Below are 16,544 nucleotides of genomic sequence, written 5' to 3'. Positions count from 1 at the left end.
TTTTTAGACATGAGGATGATAGGCAAACAGCGCAGGCGCCCCGCCAGTATGAACAAACAAAATGGGTCCTTCATCCTTAAAGCGCTTGCGGGCGATGCCGTCGATCAGGCCCGCCATTGCCTTGCCGGTATAGACCGGGTCGAGCAGAATACCTTCGAGACGGGCCAGCAGCTTAACGGCCTCCATCCCTTCATCATTGGGGGTGCCATAGCCCGGCGCGAAATAGTCCTCCCACAGCAATATCTCCGCCTTCGCCTGAAGCGCAAGCTGTTCAGCCACCGCCTGTTGCAGGGTGACGACTTTCGGCTTCTGGTCCGCAACGCTTCTGGAAACCGTCACGCCAATCAGCTCGACCTCCGGCATCAGTTGCTCAAGCCCGACCGCTAAACCAGCATGGGTCCCCGCACTGCCGGACGCCACCACCACCGAGGATAAACTCACCGCGCCTTCGCACTGCTGAGCGATTTCCAGCGCGCTCTCAACATAGCCGAGGGCACCCAGCGCATTCGAGCCGCCAACCGGGATCACGTACGGACGAAAACCCTGCGCTTCCAGACGCGTCGCCAGCTCGTCGAGCTGTGCAGCCGGGTCGGTCAACGCGTCGACCATTTCAACCTGCACGTTGAACAGATCCAGCAGCAAACGGTTACCGTTAGTCAGGTAATTCTCTGCCTGCGTCCCGATCGGGTTCTCCAGCAGGGCAACGCAGTGGAGTCCCAGCTTCGCCGCCACTGCCGCCGTCTGGCGAACGTGGTTAGACTGAATTGCCCCGGCGGTGATCAGCGTGTCCGCGCCTTCGCGCAGGGCATCGGCGGCGAGAAATTCCAGCTTGCGCAGCTTATTTCCGCCCATCGCCATGGGCGTCACATCGTCACGCTTAATGAAAATATCGCGCCCCAGGTAGTCAGAAAATCGCGGCAGATACTCCAGCGGCGTGGGTGCGCCGATAAATTCCAGACGGGGAAAGCGCGTTAAATTCTGTAGTGACATGGTTCCTCCGGTCACGCAAACAATTGTTATTTCATTATGCACGCAGACGCGCGAGAAATAAAAAAGGCGCTTTTAAAAGCGCCTTTTTTTGTCAGTCAGAGACTTATTTCGTCACGTCTGCGCCGAACCACTTCTCAGAAAGCGCCTTCAGGCTGCCGTCTTTCTGCATCTCAGCAATGGCGCCGTCGATGGCTTTCAGCAGATCCTCGTTACCTTTACGCACCGCCACGCCGGACTCCTGACGGGAGAACGCATCACCCGCGACAGCCAGGGTATTGTTGGTTTTCTTCACCAGATCCAGCGCTGCCAGGCGGTCAACCAGAATGGCGTCAATACGGCCTACGCGTAGATCCTGGTATTTCGTCGGGTCATCATCGTAGGTACGGATGTCCACGCCCTGCACGTTCTGGCGCAGCCACTCTTCGTAGTTGGTGCCCAGACCGACGCCGACTTTCTTACCTTTCAGATCCGATGCGGATTTGATACTGCCTTCGTTACCTTTCTTCACCAGCGCCTGAATACCGGACACGGTGTACGGCGTGGAGAAGTCATACTTCTTCTTACGCTCGTCAGAAATGGTTACCTGGTTAATCACCACGTCAATACGTTTGGAATCCAGTGACGCCAACATCCCGTCCCATTTGGTGGGTTTCAGGGAGGCTTTAACGCCGAGGTGTTTCGCCAGCTCCTGCGCAAACTCCACTTCAAAACCGGTCAGTTTACCGTCGTCGCCCTGGAAGCTGAACGGAGGATAGGTTCCTTCCAGCCCAACCAGCAGCGTGCCGCGCTCTTTAACTTTGTTGAGCAGATTCTCTGCCGCGAACGTTTTCACACTCATCCCCGCGACCAGCGCAACGGCCATCATCCCCATCAGCGCCTGACGACCCAGAAGTGCTAATTTCATAAGTACCCCGATACAGTGGAATTTTTGAGTAGTGTAGAGAAATCGCCTGCAACGTCAAAGGCGGCTGCGCTACATCTTATTCTTTTTTAATATATATCAGAAGTTGTTCCGGCGCGGACTTTCTGCTTTATGACGCCCGGCATCTGGACTTTATATTGCGCGTACTTTCGCAGCGCGATGCGGTAATTATTGGTACTGGTGGCGGGCAACCAGGGTTCCAGATTTTCATCCAGGTATCCGGTCGTCAGCAGATCGCGGGAGATATTTTGCATGGTCAAATGCTGACCCAGGCGGCGCAGGCGAACCACGTATTCACGCACGGTGCCGTGACTCATCTCCGTTTGTTCAAACAGGAATTGCTTGAAGCCGATAATATCGAAGAAGTCGCTTTGCTCTTTGCAATGGAGATCGCCACAGAAACGGCAAAGCGCTACCCACTCTTTTTGCTCTTCAAGCCAGGCGGCTTCATCCATCAGCGTGTCGAGGCGGGAAATCGCAATCTTGTTCACGATTTCACCGCGACGAACCAGCGTGATGCGGTCGAGTAATTTTTTACAGTGGGCGCAATGCGTCTGGCTGTGTTTAAAGTCTTTCAGGTAGCGGCTTAAAGGCCGTCTTTTAGATTGCTGCACCGTCATGATAACTCCTGGTTGTCAATACGTTGTGCGGCATTTCCAAGGCGAATGACTCACCTATAACTTACCCAGTTTTGTGCGCAGGCGTTTAATGGCCTGGCTGTGCAGCTGGCTCACCCGAGACTCGCCCACCTCCAGCACGGCGCCAATCTCTTTGAGATTGAGCTCTTCCTGGTAATAGAGGGTTAACACCAGTTGCTCCCGTTCCGGTAAAGCTTCGATCGCTTCCATCACGCGCTGGCGTAAATTCCCTTCCAGTAAATGGTGTAACGGGTTTTCTTGCTGGTGTTCATCGGTCACCAGCTCGATGCTATCGCCATGCTCTTCGCGCCACTCATCATAAGAGAAGAGTTGGCTGTTATTGGTATCGAGCAACATCTGGCGATACTCTTCAACAGGAATGCCCAGACGCTCCGCTACTTCGGTTTCCGTCGCGTTGCGCCCCAGCTCCTGTTCCAGCTGCCCCATCGCATGCGCCACTTCGCGCGCGTTGCGGCGTACGCTGCGCGGCACCCAGTCGCGGCTGCGCAGCTCGTCCAGCATCGCACCACGAATACGCTGCACTGCGTAAGTCGTAAATGCCGTTCCTTGCAGAGCGTCGTACCGGTCAACTGCATTCAATAACCCGATACCGCCCGCCTGTAGCAGATCGTCCAGTTCCACGCTCGCCGGCAAACGCACCTGGAGGCGCAATGCTTCGTGACGCACCAGCGGAACATAACGCTGCCACAGCGAGTGTTTATCCATTACACCTTCAGCGGTATAGAGTGAATTCACGATAAACAGCCCTGCGTTAGTTGAGTTATCGGCATGATTATCCGATTCTGGAGGGGTTTTAATCGGGTGAATAGTGGGTGAAATGAGGGGTTATTTGGGGGGTTACGCGTAAATGCGGACAGAAAAAACCCCGCCGAAGCGGGGTTTAAGCGTAATCAGGCGATTAGCCTTGCAGCAGAGACAGAACCTGCTGAGGAACCTGGTTAGCTTTGGACAGCACGGAGTTACCGGCCTGCTGAACGATCTGCGCTTTAGACATGTTGGACACTTCGGTCGCATAGTCGGCGTCCTGAATACGGGACTGCGCTTCAGACAGGTTGGTGGTGGTGTTGTTCAGGTTGGTTACGGCAGAGCTCAGACGGTTCTGGACCGCACCCAGTGAAGAACGGAATTTGTCTACGGACGCGATAGCTTTGTCCAGCAGAGCCAGTGGATCGTTGGTAGATGCGCCAGCAAACTCACCTGTAGCGGTCACATTAGTAGTACCGTCAGACTTAGTACCAGTGCTCAGATTGATAGATACTGCTTCTACAGTAGTACCAGTTGTGGTCGGGGTACCCAGAGTTGCATCACCGCCGTTGTTGACCAGTACGTCAGTACCTGCATCAAAGTTTTTGCCCTGAACAGATACAAAACCAGTTGGGTTACCAGAAGCACTGGTGCCAACCTGTACCAATTGGCCAGCCTGAGTTGCGGTGTCAATGCCATTAGCAACATCACTATAAGTAATATTTGCTTTGTTTAAAGTTACTTTGCCAGTTGCATCTACAGTTGCCGCATAGGTTTTGTCGCCATTTTGTACAACATACTGGTCAGTCAGATTACCGTCTTTATCTTTCAGGTTATGGAGAGAAAGATTAGACGTATCAGTCAGTTTCAAATCAGATTTGACTGTCGCATCGAAGGAGATTTCAACAGGCGGGTTACCTGCTGTTGCACTTGGCAACTGAGTAATTGCATCACCAACAGATACAGAACTTTTAGAAACGGAGAATCCATTCAGACCCAGTGTAGAAGAGTCAATCTTCTGAAGGTCAATGTTGATAGTTTGGCCATCGTTCGCGCCAACCTGGATCGCCATAGAACCGTTTTTAGCCAGCACGTTCACGCCGTTGAACTGAGTCTGACCAGATACGCGGTCGATTTCAGACAGACGGGATTTGATTTCGTCCTGGATTGAAGACAGGTCAGAATCGGAGTTGGTGCCAGTCTGAGACTGAACGGTCAGCTCACGGATACGCTGAAGGTTGTTGTTGATTTCAGACAGCGCGCCTTCAGTGGTCTGCGCCAGAGAGATACCGTCGTTAGCGTTACGTGCAGCCTGAGTCAGGCCTTTGATGTTAGAGGTGAAGCGGTTAGCGATAGCCTGGCCCGCAGCGTCATCTTTCGCGCTGTTGATACGCAGACCAGAAGACAGACGCTCGATAGAAGAAGACAGAGCGGACTGGTTCTTGTTGATGTTGTTCTGAGTGATCAGCGAGAGGCTGTTGGTATTAATGACTTGTGCCATGATTTCGATTCCTGTTGTTCATCAAATCTGTTTGGTTAGATTTGGGTTTCCACCCTTCGGCTTCATCGCCGTCAAAGGTGTTATCGTCTGGTCCAAACCAACCTTTAGATATTTTTTCAGGATCGCGTTAATTTTTTTAGCCACGGAAAAGCTCTTCTCTATTACCGTTATTCCCGCCATTAAAAAAAAGAAATTAACCGTAAACTTTCCCCCATTAAGGCCGATAACCCCACTATTCGTTCTACGTGTCGATAGATTAAGGAATAAATATGGCAAGTATTTCATCATTGGGGATTGGTTCGGGTCTTAAGTTAGCAGACATTCTGGATAGTCTGACCACGGCCGAAAAAGCACAGCTGACGCCAATTTCCAAACAACAGACATCGTATACCGCCAAGCTGAGCGCTTACGGCACGTTGAAAAGTTCACTGGAAGCGTTTCAGACCGCCAACACCGCGCTGAATAAAGCCGACCTGTTTACAGCGACCAGCACGTCGAGCAGTACCACGGCATTCAGCGCCACCACTACCGGCAGCGCGATTGCCGGTAAATACACCATCAGCGTGTCGCAGCTGGCGCAGGCGCAAACCCTGACGACCAAAAACGCGCAGCCGGATACCAAAACGGCCATTGCCACGGCTGACAGCAAGATCACCTTTACCGCCGGTAACGGTAAAGATCCGGTGACCGTCGATATCAGCGCGGCAAACTCCTCGCTGACCGGCATTCGCGATGCGATTAACAAAGCTGACGCCGGCGTGACCGCCAGTATTATTAACGTCGGTAATGGTCAGTACCGTCTGTCCATCACCTCCACCGAAACCGGGGCGGACAACGCGGTCAGCATCAGCGTGAGCGGCGACAGCGCCCTGCAATCCTTTATGGGTTACAACGGCACCAGCACCGACGCCAGCAACGGCATGACAGAAAGCGTCACCGCGCAGAACGCCAAGCTGAAGGTGAATAACGTCGATATCGAAAACAGCAGCAACACCATCAGCGATGCGCTGGAAGATATCACCCTGAACCTGAACGACGTCACCACCGGTAACCAGACGCTGACGATCGCTAAAGATACGTCGAAAGCGGAAACGGCGATGAAAGCCTGGGTGGATGCCTACAACACCCTTCAGGACAGCTTTGCATCATTAACCAAATATACGGCGGTTGATGCGGGTACAGATGCGCAGGACTCCAGCAACGGTGCCCTGCTCGGGGACAGCACGCTGCGTACTATTCAGACGCAGCTGAAAACCATGCTGGGCAACTCCGTCGGCGGAACCGCCTATAAAACGCTGTCTCAGGTCGGCATTACTTCAGATCCAAGCACGGGCAAGCTGGAGCTGGACAGCGACAAGCTGAAAAAAGCGCTGACGGATAACCCGTCTGCCGTGAAAGATTTGGTTGTGGGTGACGGTAAAACCACCGGGATCACTACCACCATGGCCACCCATCTGACTGACTGGCTTTCCAGTAAAGGCATTATCCAGGCGGCCAAAGATGGCGTCAGCAAAACGCTGAACAAGTTAACGGATCAATATAACGCCGTGAGCGAACGTATTGACGCGAGAGTGGCGCAGTACAAAGCCCAGTTTACCCAGCTGGACGTACTGATGACCTCGCTGAACAACACCAGCAGCTACCTGACGCAGCAGTTCGAAAATACGTCCAGCAACAAGTAGTAAACGCTAATCAGACCCGAGGGGGATAACATGTACGGCGCAAAAGGCACGCAAGCCTACGCAAAGATAGAAGTTGAAAGCGCGGTGATGAGCGCCAGCCAGCAGCAGCTGGTTATCATGCTATTTGATGGAGCCCTCAGCGCGCTGGTACGCGCGCGTCTGTTCCTGGCAGACGGTAATATCCCGGCAAAAGGGCTGGCGCTCTCAAAAGCCATCAACATTATCGAAAACGGGCTGAAGGTTGGCCTGGTGGAAAATAACGGTGATGAGCTTACGCAAAACCTGATTGCCCTTTATGCCTATATGGTACGTCGCCTCCTGCACGCCAATGTGAATAACGACGCCAGCGCCATCGAAGAGGTGGAAAACTTGCTGCGCAATATCGCTGACGGGTGGAAGGAGGTTGCCGGTACGCCACAACTGATGCAGGACGCCGTCTAATGAGTAACGCACCGCAACTTTATGCCCTTTATCAGCAACTCCTTGAGCAGAGCCAGTTGATGTTGCGACTGGCCCGGCAGGGACTATGGGATGATCTGATCATCTGTGAAACCGACTATGTTAATGCGGTGCACTCACTGGCTCGTCTCACTCAGGAAAGTGAACCTTCGATGCAGATTCAGGAGCAGCTTCGCCCGACGCTGCGGGTGATCCTGGACAACGAAGGCCAGGTAAAAACGTTGCTGCAAGCCAGAATGGATGAACTGGCGAAGCTGGTTGGGCAATCCTCCATCCAGAAAACCGTTCTCTCCACCTACGGTAACCAGGGCGGTCATGTCCTGGTTCCGCAAAGTAATAGCGATATTAATTAGCCATTTAACTGGCGGGCAAACGTTAACCGTTTCGTTCGCCAGGCATTTCTGCCAAACCTGCTCCATACTTGAGTTTCGCGACCTCATGGAGATGGTGCATGCGCAACCCAACACTTTTACAATGTTTTCACTGGTACTACCCCACCGGCGGTGAACTGTGGCGAGAAGTCACGGCATTAGCCCCCAACCTGAACGAAATCGGCATCAATATGGTCTGGTTACCGCCGGCATACAAAGGGGCATCCGGCGGCTATTCCGTCGGGTATGACTCTTATGACCTTTTCGACCTCGGTGAGTTTGACCAGAAAGGCAGCGTCGCCACCAAATACGGCGATAAAGCCCAGCTGCTGGAGGCCATCAACGCCTTAAAAAGCAACCAGATTGCGGTGCTTCTGGACGTGGTGGTCAACCATAAAATGGGGGCCGATGAAAAGGAACCCGTCCGCGTGCAGCGTGTGGATGCTCAGGATCGCACCCAAATCAGCGATGAGATCATCGAATGCGAAGCCTGGACGCGTTACACCTTCCCCGTTCGGGCCGGGCAGTATTCGCAATTCATCTGGGATTACAAATGCTTCAGCGGTATCGACCACATTGAAAACCCCAATGAGGACGGTATCTTCAAAATCGTGAACGACTACACCGGCGAAGGCTGGAACGATCAGGTCGACGACGAGATGGGCAATTTCGATTACCTGATGGGTGAAAATATTGATTTTCGCAACCATGCGGTGACGGAGGAGATCAAATACTGGGCGCGCTGGGTGATGGAGCAAACCCACTGCGACGGCTTCCGCCTGGACGCGGTAAAACACATCCCGGCCTGGTTCTATAAAGAGTGGATTGAGCACGTCCAGGAGGTGGCCCCGCAGCCGCTGTTTATTGTGGCGGAATACTGGTCTCACGAAGTGGATAAATTGCAGCACTACATCAATCAGGTGGACGGCAAAACCATGCTGTTTGATGCGCCGCTGCAAATGAAATTTCACGAAGCGTCACGCCAGGGACGCGACTACGATATGAGCCAGATTTTCACCGGTACGCTAGTGGAAGCCGATCCGTTCCATGCCGTGACCCTGGTAGCCAACCACGATACCCAACCCTTGCAGGCGCTGGAAGCCCCGGTTGAAGCCTGGTTCAAACCGCTGGCCTACGCGCTCATCCTGCTGCGTGAAAACGGCGTGCCGAGCGTGTTCTATCCGGATCTTTTTGGCGCCAGCTATGACGACACCGGCGGGGATGGCGAGACGTATCACATCGATATGCCGGTGATTGAACAGCTCCACGAGCTGATCCTCGCCCGGCAGCGTTTTGCCCACGGCGTGCAGACGCTGTTTTTCGATCATCCAAACTGCATTGCGTTCAGCCGCAGCGGGACTGAGGAGCACCCGGGCTGTGTGGTGGTGCTGTCGAATGGTGATGACGGCGAGAAGACCATCTGCCTCGGGGAAAATTACGGCAATAAGACCTGGCGTGATTTTTTAGGCAACCGCGAGGAAACCGTGACCACGGCGGCGGATGGCGAAGGGACGTTCTTCTGTAACGGGGGAAGCGTCAGCGTCTGGGTGATTGAGGACGCGCTGTAGTGCTGGGAAAGTGCGGCCTGATGCCCTCACCCCGACCCTCTCCCACCGGGAGAGGGAGCAAACCCTAAAAACGGCAATATGATTGCCGTTTTGCTTTTACCGCTACGGAAGCTTACTCTCCAGCGGATTCTTACTCAGGTAATCTGCGCATTCCACTGTTGGACGGTCAACCTTGTACAGTTCCATACCGTCATACTCCAGCGCCGCCCCATTACGCTCCAGCGGATAGACATCCAGCTTACGGGTCACGTTGTAATAATCATCTGAACGCAGCATGATCTTACCCGGCACCGCGATAACGCGCTGCCACTGACGGCAATCCAGCGTATCCCCCTCTGGCGTCACCACCAGCGTGGCGATCGCTTCCGGGCTCACCATCGCGCTCTGCGGCCCTTTCGACTGCCAGTAACCTGCCAGTTGCGAAGGTACCGGGTGCTTAATCACTTCCTGATAGTTATCTACCTGAACACATCCCGCTAACGTCAGCATCGCAGCCACAATTGCTACTTTTTTCATCATCTTTCCTGCATGCGAAGAAAAAAATATTGTGGCATTAAAGCCATCAGGCTGCCAGCGTAAGATGGGTATTGATTAAACCTGCATCCCCATCACTTCCTGGTATGCCGACACCAGCTTGTTACGCACCTGCAACCCCATCTGCAATGACACCGACGCTTTTTGCAGATCGGCCATCACATCGTTGAGCGCCACGCCGGGTTCGCCAAGGGTAAATCTCTCAGCCTGGGTACGGGCCGCGTTTTGCTTGTCGCTGATCCGGTCCAGCGCCGCATGCAGTTGACCGGCGAAGCTAACGCCCGGCGGCTGGTCAGCCACGCTCTGATTACGGGCGGTCATCGCCGTTGCCTGTAACTGACTGAGTACCCCTTCAATGCCCTGTATAGCCATGACTCTCCCCTGGATGGTTTTTTACGAGGTCAAGACTAACAGCTTGTCAATAAGATAATGGCGGTAAATAGCGTTAAAAAACCAGGTTATTTGACGCATAGAAAATCCCGAATCATCAAATAATGGCAGGGCCATCAGTATGGAACTTTTGTCGTGTTTGCCGACCCGGGAGTCAGTTTTGTTTCTCTACACGAATAACGTAAACCACCAGGATTTAAGAGGTGCGCAATGAGTGCGACAGCAGCATCGACAGCGCCACAGAATAAATCACTCGAGTGGATGAACCGCCTTCGCGCCAACCCTAAGATCCCGTTGATTGTGGCAGGCGCTGCCGCCATTGCGATCGTTGTCGCGATGGTCTTATGGGCAAAAAGCCCGGATTACCGCACGCTCTACAGCAACCTTTCTGACCAGGATGGCGGTGCCATCGTCACCCAGTTAACCCAGATGAACATCCCGTATCGCTTTGCCGATAACGGTGGTGCGCTTGAAGTACCGGCAGATAAAGTGCACGAGCTTCGCCTGCGTCTCGCCCAGCAGGGGCTGCCAAAAGGCGGCGCGGTTGGTTTTGAGCTGCTGGATCAGGAAAAATTCGGCATCAGTCAGTTCAGCGAGCAGGTTAACTATCAGCGCGCACTGGAAGGTGAGCTGGCCCGTACGATTGAAACTTTAGGCCCGGTGAAAAGTGCCCGTGTGCACCTGGCGATGCCTAAGCCGTCCCTGTTTGTCCGTGAACAAAAGTCCCCTTCGGCCTCTGTGACCGTTAACCTCGAACCTGGCCGTGCGCTGGATGAAGGGCAGATCAGCGCCGTCACGCACCTGGTCTCCAGTGCGGTGGCCGGCCTGCCGCCGGGTAACGTTACGCTGGTGGATCAGAGTGGTCATCTGCTGACGCAGTCCAACACCGCAGGGCGCGATCTCAACGACGCTCAGCTGAAATACGCCGCGGATGTGGAAGGCCGTCTCCAGCGTCGCATCGAAGCGATTCTGGGCCCGGTGGTCGGCAGCAGCAACGTACACGCGCAGGTCACAGCGCAGATTGATTTCTCGAATAAAGAACAGACCGAAGAGCAGTACGCCCCGAACGGGGATGCCTCCCGCGCCGTGTTACGCTCGCGTCAGATCAATGAGACGGAACAGGTCGGCGGACAGTATCCTGGCGGTGTGCCGGGCGCGCTCTCTAACCAGCCTGCGCCTGCCAACGCCGCGCCAATCTCCACCCCGCCGGCAAACCCGCAGAACGGTCAGCAAACGAATCAGCAGACGACCTCGACCGCGAACAGTACCGGCCCGCGTAACAGCAGCCGTAACGAAACGACCAACTACGAAGTCGACCGGACTATCCGCCATACCAAACTGAACACGGGCGATATTCAGCGTCTCTCTGTTGCCGTGGTGGTGAACTACAAAACGCTGCCGGACGGTAAACCGCTGCCGCTCACGGCGGAGCAGATGAAGCAGATCGAAGATTTAACCCGCGAAGCGATGGGCTTCTCTGAAAAACGTGGCGATACCCTCAACGTTGTGAACTCACCGTTCAACCCGGTGGATGAGACCGGTGGCGAACTGCCGTTCTGGCAACAGCAGGCGTTCTTCGATCAGCTGATGTCCGCAGGCCGCTGGCTGCTGGTGCTGATTGTCGCGTGGCTGCTGTGGCGTAAGGGCGTTCGTTCTCAGCTACAGCGCCGTGCTGAAGCCGAGAAAGCCGCGCTGGAACAGAAGAACGCGCGTCCGGACGAGGAAGAAGCGGTTGAAGTTCGTCTCAGCAAAGATGAACAGATGCAGCAGCGCCGTGCTAACCAGCGTATGGGCGCAGAGGTGATGAGCCAGCGCATTCGCGAAATGTCAGATAACGATCCGCGCGTCGTCGCGCTGGTCATCCGCGGTTGGATGGGTAACGAACATGAGTAATACGCTTACAGGCACCGATAAGAGCGTCATCCTGCTGATGACCATTGGCGAAGATCGCGCGGCAGAGGTGTTTAAACACCTCTCCCAGCGAGAAGTGCAGATCCTCAGCGCGGCGATGGCCAACGTGCGCCAGATCTCCAACAAGCAGCTGACCGAAGTACTGGCGGAGTTTGAGCAGGAAGCCGAGCAGTTTGCCGCGCTCAACGTCAACGCCAACGAATACCTGCGCTCCGTGCTGGTTAAGGCGCTGGGCGAAGAGCGCGCCGCCAGCCTGCTGGAAGATATTCTCGAAACGCGCGACACCGCCAGCGGGATCGAAACGCTCAACTTTATGGAGCCGCAAAGCGCCGCCGATCTTATTCGCGACGAGCACCCGCAGATTATCGCCACCATTCTGGTCCACCTCAAACGGGGTCAGGCAGCCGATATTCTGGCGCTGTTCGACGAGCGCCTGCGCCACGACGTGATGCTGCGTATCGCCACCTTCGGCGGCGTCCAGCCAGCCGCGCTGGCGGAGCTGACCGAAGTGCTGAACAACCTGCTCGACGGCCAGAACCTCAAGCGCAGCAAAATGGGTGGCGTGAGAACGGCAGCGGAAATCATCAACCTGATGAAAACGCAGCAGGAAGAGGCGGTTATTACGGCGGTACGCGAGTTCGACGGCGAGCTGGCGCAGAAAATTATCGACGAGATGTTCCTGTTCGAAAACCTGGTCGAAGTGGACGACCGCAGTATCCAGCGCCTGCTTCAGGAGGTGGACTCCGAATCGCTGCTTATTGCCCTCAAAGGCGCCGAGCAGCCGCTGCGCGAGAAATTCCTGCGCAACATGTCCCAGCGTGCGGCCGATATCCTGCGCGACGACCTGGCCAACCGTGGCCCGGTGCGTTTGTCTCAGGTGGAAAACGAACAGAAAGCGATCCTGCTTATTGTTCGTCGTCTGGCAGAAACCGGCGAGATGGTGATTGGCAGCGGAGACGACACCTATGTCTGATGAACTGTCGTGGAAGCGCTGGACGCCTGACGACCTCTCCCCTCCCACCGCAGAGTTCACCCCTGCCGTTGTGTCGTCCGACGAGGGCGACGCCGGGGCGGGCATACCCGAGCTGAGTGAAGAGGAACAGCGCGCCCAGATGCTGGCCCAGATGCAAATGCAGGCGCACGAGCAGGGCTTCAACGCCGGGATGAACGAAGGCCGTCAGACCGGGCACGCACAGGGTTATCAGGAAGGGCTGGCGAAAGGTTTAGAGCAGGGCATCGAGCAGGCGCGCCAGCAGCAGGCGCCGCTGCATGCCCGCATGCAGCAGCTGGTGAGCGAGTTTCAGCACACGCTGGATGCGCTCGACAGCGTGATTGCCTCGCGCCTGATGCAGATGGCGCTGGAGGCGGCCCGTCAGGTGATCGGCCAGACGCCGGTAGTGGATAACGCCGCGCTGATTAAGCAGATCCAGGCCCTGCTCCAGCAGGAGCCGCTGTTCAGCGGCAAACCGCAGCTGCGCGTTCATCCTGATGATTTGCAGCGCGTGGAAGAGAGCCTCGGCGCGACGCTGAGCCTGCACGGCTGGCGGCTGCGCGGCGATCCGTCGCTCCATCACGGAGGCTGTAAGGTCTCGGCGGATGAGGGCGATCTGGATGCCAGCGTCGCGACCCGCTGGCAGGAACTGTGCCGCCTGGCGGCACCGGGAGTCGTCTGATGACCGCTCGCCTTACGCGCTGGCTTAACACGCTCGATAATTTTGAAACGAAGATGGCGCAGCTGCCATCCGTTCGTCGTTATGGACGCCTGACGCGCGCCACCGGTCTGGTCCTGGAAGCCACGGGGCTGCAACTTCCGCTCGGCGCCACCTGCGTGATTGAGCGTCAGGACGGGGGGGAGACGCGTGAAGTGGAAAGCGAAGTGGTCGGGTTCAACGGTCAGCGCCTGTTTCTGATGCCCCTTGAAGAAGTGGAAGGGATTTTGCCCGGCGCCCGCGTCTACGCGAAAAACATCAGCGGTGACGGCCTGCAAAGCGGCAAACAGCTCCCGCTCGGTCCGGCGCTGCTGGGCCGCGTGCTGGACGGAAGCGGCAAACCGCTCGATGGCCTGCCCTCCCCTGATACCACCGAAACCGGCGCGCTGATCACCCAACCCTTCAACCCGCTGCAACGCACGCCAATCGAGCACGTACTGGATACCGGCGTGCGGCCGATTAACGCCCTGCTCACCGTGGGACGCGGCCAGCGTATGGGGCTGTTTGCCGGCTCCGGCGTGGGTAAATCGGTCCTGCTCGGCATGATGGCGCGTTATACCCAGGCGGACGTTATCGTGGTAGGCCTGATTGGTGAGCGTGGTCGCGAAGTCAAAGATTTCATCGAAAACATTCTGGGTGCGGAGGGCCGCGCCCGCTCGGTGGTGATCGCCGCGCCTGCGGACGTGTCGCCGCTACTGCGTATGCAGGGTGCCGCCTACGCCACGCGTATTGCGGAAGATTTCCGCGACCGGGGCCAGCACGTGCTGCTGATTATGGACTCCCTGACCCGCTACGCGATGGCGCAGCGTGAGATTGCGCTGGCCATCGGCGAGCCGCCCGCGACCAAAGGCTACCCGCCGTCGGTCTTCGCCAAGCTCCCGGCGTTGGTTGAGCGCGCGGGGAACGGCATCAGCGGCGGCGGCTCCATCACCGCGTTCTATACGGTACTGACCGAAGGCGATGACCAGCAGGACCCGATTGCCGACTCCGCGCGCGCGATCCTCGACGGCCATATCGTGCTGTCGCGCCGTCTGGCCGAAGCCGGGCACTACCCGGCAATTGATATTGAAGCCTCGATCAGCCGTGCGATGACGGCCTTGATCACCGAGCAACACTACGCCCGCGTGCGTAACTTCAAACAACTGCTCTCCAGCTTCCAGCGCAACCGCGATCTGGTAAGCGTCGGGGCGTACGCCAAAGGCAGCGACCCGATGCTCGATAAAGCGATTGCCCTGTGGCCGCAGCTGGAGGCATTTCTGCAACAAGGTATTTTTGAACGCGCCGACTGGGAAGATTCCCTCCAGGCACTGGAGCTGATTTTCCCGCAGGTGTAACACAGGTGGAGGGCGAAGGTCATGGCGCAGAACAGCGCGTTATCAACGCTGAAAGATCTGGCTGAAAAAGAAGTTGATGATGCCGCATTGCAGCTTGGCGCAATGCGACGCGGGTGCCAGCAGGCTGAAGAACAGTTGAAGATGTTAATCGACTATCAGCATGAATATCGCACCAACCTTAACACCGACATGACGCAGGGCATTGGTAGCCAGCGCTGGATTAACTATCAGCAGTTTATCCAGACGCTGGAAAAGGCGATTGAACAGCATCGCCAGCAGCTCAACCAGTGGACGCAAAAAGTCGATACCGCGCTGAATTTCTGGCGCGAGAAAAAACAGCGGTTGCAGGCCTGGCAAACCTTACAGGACCGGCAGATTGCAGCTTCGACCCTGGCGGAAAACCGTCTGGATCAGAAAAAAATGGATGAGTTTGCCCAGCGCGCATCAATGAGGAAACCAGAATGATCACACTGCAACAACTGCTGATGACCGACAGCGACCCGTCCGGCGGCACGCTGACCGGGAAAGGCGCTGAGGGCGCGCGAGATTTTCTCTCTCTGCTGGCGGGCGCGTTGACCGAAACCACCGGCAAAGGCAAAGATGCCCCGCTGACGCTGGCGGACCTGAAAGCGGCGGGCAGCAAGCTGTCGACAGCGGCAAAGGAAAAAAACGGTGATACCACGCTCCAGGCCAAAATCGCCGAGCTGCTCTCCCGTCAGGAGACCCTGACTGGTGAAGATACCGCCGTCTCCCTGCAAAGCCTCGTCTCCGGCCTGAAACCCGCCGCGAATACGGATGCGCTGAAGGCGCTGACCCAGCCGGAGGCGAAAACAAACAGCGAGACCACGACTGAAGAAGAGGAGCTGGCCGGGTTAAGCGCGCTGATGGCGATGTTACCGCACCAGCAGACCACCATCCCGGTAGCGACGCAGCCTGCGAGCACCGGGGAGATCGCCCCCCGTGCCGCCCTCCCCTCTGCGCTAGCCCAGACGGACAACGGCCAGCATCAGCCGCTTAGCCATGCGTTAACGGGTAAGGAAAAAATGCCGGTTCAGGACAGCGACACATCGCTGCCCGCCACGGCAGCCGTTACGCCAGCCGTCGCCGCCGTCGCGGAGAAGCAGGACGTAGCGAGCGCGGCGTCGTCCGCCGCCAGCCCAACCGCGACGCTGGCGCCGATCGTCAGTCACCTGGCGCCATCCCAGCCTGCCGCTACCGTTGCGACAGCGCCGGTGTTAAGCCAGCCGCTGGGCACGCACGAATGGCAGCAGAATCTGAGCCAGCACATCACCTTGTTCACAAAGCAGGGACAGCAGACCGCAGAGCTGCGTCTGCACCCGGAGGATCTGGGTCAGGTGCAAATTTCGCTTAAGCTGGATGACAACCAGGCGCAGTTGCAGATGGTTTCGCCCCACAGCCACGTCCGCGCGGCGCTGGAAGCGGCCCTGCCGATCCTGCGCACGCAGCTTGCGGAAAACGGCATTCAGCTTTCCCAAAGCAGCGTCAGCAGCGAGGGCTTTGCCGGGCAACAGCAGTCCTCATCCGGGCAGCAACAGCACGCTTCGCGTTCCGGCCAGCATGGCGGGTTTAACGATGAGAGCGAAGAGTTATTGCCTGCCCCTGCCGCCCTGCAATCCGCCGCGCGCGGCAGCCGTGCCGTAGACATCTTTGCCTAAACGCCAGAGGTAACGTGATTATCCCCGTCTTTTCCACGCTTTGACCTAAGCCGGACACGGGATAATCACCGTATTAAGCTGTACCGAAACAGGA

Annotated in this window: 17 protein-coding genes; 10 read left to right on the top strand and 7 right to left on the bottom strand. The window is 56.5% G+C overall.

The genetic code is table 11. The annotated features are described in order from the left end of the window. Positions 1 to 3: 3 nt before the first annotated feature. From dcyD to SK54_RS10510, 5 genes are all read right to left on the bottom strand, one after another. Entirely contained in the window at positions 4 to 990 is a 987-nt protein-coding gene (gene dcyD / locus SK54_RS10530) for a D-cysteine desulfhydrase (RefSeq protein WP_045338572.1), read from the bottom strand. Between the two features lie 103 nt (positions 991 to 1,093). Then, positions 1,094 to 1,894, bottom strand: coding sequence for a cystine ABC transporter substrate-binding protein (gene tcyJ / locus SK54_RS10525; RefSeq protein ID WP_032669598.1), 801 nt, complete (start codon positions 1,892 to 1,894; stop codon positions 1,094 to 1,096). A gap of 86 nt (positions 1,895 to 1,980) precedes the next feature. Beyond that, on the bottom strand, positions 1,981 to 2,532 hold the full coding sequence (fliZ, locus tag SK54_RS10520; RefSeq protein WP_015570235.1) for a flagella biosynthesis regulatory protein FliZ: 552 nt from the start codon (positions 2,530 to 2,532) through the stop codon (positions 1,981 to 1,983). Positions 2,533 to 2,586: 54 nt separating this feature from the next. Continuing rightward, a complete protein-coding gene (locus tag SK54_RS10515; RefSeq protein WP_003859623.1) occupies positions 2,587 to 3,306 on the bottom strand; it encodes an RNA polymerase sigma factor FliA in 720 nt (239 codons plus the stop codon). Between the two features lie 163 nt (positions 3,307 to 3,469). Beyond that, entirely contained in the window at positions 3,470 to 4,816 is a 1,347-nt protein-coding gene (locus tag SK54_RS10510; RefSeq protein ID WP_017693219.1) for a FliC/FljB family flagellin, read from the bottom strand. Positions 4,817 to 5,085: 269 nt separating this feature from the next. Here SK54_RS10510 and fliD point away from each other — a divergent pair, with 269 nt between their 5' ends. The 4 genes from fliD (at position 5,086) to amyA (ending at position 8,896) form a co-directional block, all read left to right on the top strand. Then, a complete protein-coding gene (gene fliD / locus SK54_RS10505) occupies positions 5,086 to 6,498 on the top strand; it encodes a flagellar filament capping protein FliD (RefSeq protein WP_017693218.1) in 1,413 nt (470 codons plus the stop codon). A 30-nt stretch (positions 6,499 to 6,528) separates the two neighbouring features. Then, complete coding sequence (gene fliS / locus SK54_RS10500; RefSeq protein ID WP_003859616.1) at positions 6,529 to 6,939, top strand: flagellar export chaperone FliS; 411 nt, start codon at positions 6,529 to 6,531, stop codon at positions 6,937 to 6,939. Then, positions 6,939 to 7,310 (top strand): flagella biosynthesis regulatory protein FliT, encoded by a 372-nt coding sequence (fliT, locus tag SK54_RS10495; protein ID WP_006811148.1) that lies wholly within the window; start codon positions 6,939 to 6,941, stop codon positions 7,308 to 7,310. The genes fliS and fliT overlap by 1 nt, the downstream gene beginning before the upstream one ends. A gap of 98 nt (positions 7,311 to 7,408) precedes the next feature. Next, the gene (gene amyA / locus SK54_RS10490; RefSeq protein WP_003859614.1) at positions 7,409 to 8,896 is read left to right on the top strand and encodes an alpha-amylase; all 1,488 of its coding nucleotides are present in this window, start codon (positions 7,409 to 7,411) and stop codon (positions 8,894 to 8,896) included. 102 nt (positions 8,897 to 8,998) lie between these two features. Here the strand turns inward: amyA and yedD are convergent, their stop codons facing one another. Next, positions 8,999 to 9,412, bottom strand: a complete 414-nt coding sequence (gene yedD / locus SK54_RS10485; protein ID WP_048247144.1) for a lipoprotein YedD — start codon at positions 9,410 to 9,412, stop codon at positions 8,999 to 9,001. Between the two features lie 75 nt (positions 9,413 to 9,487). After that, positions 9,488 to 9,802 carry a flagellar hook-basal body complex protein FliE gene (gene fliE / locus SK54_RS10480; RefSeq protein WP_003859612.1) on the bottom strand — a complete coding sequence of 105 codons (315 nt, stop codon included), beginning with the start codon at positions 9,800 to 9,802 and terminating at the stop codon, positions 9,488 to 9,490. 228 nt (positions 9,803 to 10,030) lie between these two features. On the opposite strand from fliE, the gene fliF reads away from it, so the two are divergent. Genes fliF through fliK form a run of 6 tightly spaced genes read left to right on the top strand, consistent with a single transcriptional unit; the run spans position 10,031 to position 16,450 of the window. Next, positions 10,031 to 11,713 (top strand): flagellar basal-body MS-ring/collar protein FliF, encoded by a 1,683-nt coding sequence (fliF, locus tag SK54_RS10475; RefSeq protein ID WP_048247139.1) that lies wholly within the window; start codon positions 10,031 to 10,033, stop codon positions 11,711 to 11,713. Continuing rightward, entirely contained in the window at positions 11,706 to 12,704 is a 999-nt protein-coding gene (gene fliG, locus SK54_RS10470; RefSeq protein WP_003859608.1) for a flagellar motor switch protein FliG, read from the top strand. Before fliF ends, fliG begins: the two co-directional genes overlap by 8 nt. Continuing rightward, positions 12,697 to 13,404: a flagellar assembly protein FliH gene (gene fliH, locus SK54_RS10465; RefSeq protein ID WP_045333365.1), complete on the top strand. Its 708-nt coding sequence runs from the start codon at positions 12,697 to 12,699 to the stop codon at positions 13,402 to 13,404. Before fliG ends, fliH begins: the two co-directional genes overlap by 8 nt. Next, positions 13,404 to 14,774 carry a flagellar protein export ATPase FliI gene (gene fliI / locus SK54_RS10460; RefSeq protein ID WP_017693144.1) on the top strand — a complete coding sequence of 457 codons (1,371 nt, stop codon included), beginning with the start codon at positions 13,404 to 13,406 and terminating at the stop codon, positions 14,772 to 14,774. Before fliH ends, fliI begins: the two co-directional genes overlap by 1 nt. Positions 14,775 to 14,795: 21 nt before the next feature. Next, the gene (gene fliJ, locus SK54_RS10455; RefSeq protein ID WP_006811155.1) at positions 14,796 to 15,239 is read left to right on the top strand and encodes a flagellar export protein FliJ; all 444 of its coding nucleotides are present in this window, start codon (positions 14,796 to 14,798) and stop codon (positions 15,237 to 15,239) included. Then, positions 15,236 to 16,450 carry a flagellar hook length control protein FliK gene (fliK, locus tag SK54_RS10450; protein WP_048247135.1) on the top strand — a complete coding sequence of 405 codons (1,215 nt, stop codon included), beginning with the start codon at positions 15,236 to 15,238 and terminating at the stop codon, positions 16,448 to 16,450. Before fliJ ends, fliK begins: the two co-directional genes overlap by 4 nt. The last annotated feature ends 94 nt before the right edge of the window (positions 16,451 to 16,544 follow it).

The sequence above is a fragment of the Enterobacter sp. MGH120 genome (genome assembly GCF_001037725.1).
Taxonomy (GTDB): Bacteria; Pseudomonadota; Gammaproteobacteria; order Enterobacterales; family Enterobacteriaceae; genus Enterobacter; species Enterobacter hormaechei_C.
This window is presented reverse-complemented; position numbering and strand designations above follow the sequence as displayed.

Coding starts and splice junctions, on each gene's coding strand:
- fliE (WP_003859612.1), bottom strand. CDS start 9,802: ATGGCTATACAGGGCATTGAAGGGGTACTCAGTCAGTTACAGGCAACG.
- yedD (WP_048247144.1), bottom strand. CDS start 9,412: ATGAAAAAAGTAGCAATTGTGGCTGCGATGCTGACGTTAGCGGGATGT.
- fliZ (WP_015570235.1), bottom strand. CDS start 2,532: ATGACGGTGCAGCAATCTAAAAGACGGCCTTTAAGCCGCTACCTGAAA.
- fliG (WP_003859608.1), top strand. CDS start 11,706: ATGAGTAATACGCTTACAGGCACCGATAAGAGCGTCATCCTGCTGATG.
- fliF (WP_048247139.1), top strand. CDS start 10,031: ATGAGTGCGACAGCAGCATCGACAGCGCCACAGAATAAATCACTCGAG.
- fliS (WP_003859616.1), top strand. CDS start 6,529: ATGTACGGCGCAAAAGGCACGCAAGCCTACGCAAAGATAGAAGTTGAA.
- fliD (WP_017693218.1), top strand. CDS start 5,086: ATGGCAAGTATTTCATCATTGGGGATTGGTTCGGGTCTTAAGTTAGCA.
- amyA (WP_003859614.1), top strand. CDS start 7,409: ATGCGCAACCCAACACTTTTACAATGTTTTCACTGGTACTACCCCACC.
- SK54_RS10510 (WP_017693219.1), bottom strand. CDS start 4,816: ATGGCACAAGTCATTAATACCAACAGCCTCTCGCTGATCACTCAGAAC.
- fliH (WP_045333365.1), top strand. CDS start 12,697: ATGTCTGATGAACTGTCGTGGAAGCGCTGGACGCCTGACGACCTCTCC.
- tcyJ (WP_032669598.1), bottom strand. CDS start 1,894: ATGAAATTAGCACTTCTGGGTCGTCAGGCGCTGATGGGGATGATGGCC.
- fliT (WP_006811148.1), top strand. CDS start 6,939: ATGAGTAACGCACCGCAACTTTATGCCCTTTATCAGCAACTCCTTGAG.
- dcyD (WP_045338572.1), bottom strand. CDS start 990: ATGTCACTACAGAATTTAACGCGCTTTCCCCGTCTGGAATTTATCGGC.
- fliJ (WP_006811155.1), top strand. CDS start 14,796: ATGGCGCAGAACAGCGCGTTATCAACGCTGAAAGATCTGGCTGAAAAA.
- fliK (WP_048247135.1), top strand. CDS start 15,236: ATGATCACACTGCAACAACTGCTGATGACCGACAGCGACCCGTCCGGC.
- fliI (WP_017693144.1), top strand. CDS start 13,404: ATGACCGCTCGCCTTACGCGCTGGCTTAACACGCTCGATAATTTTGAA.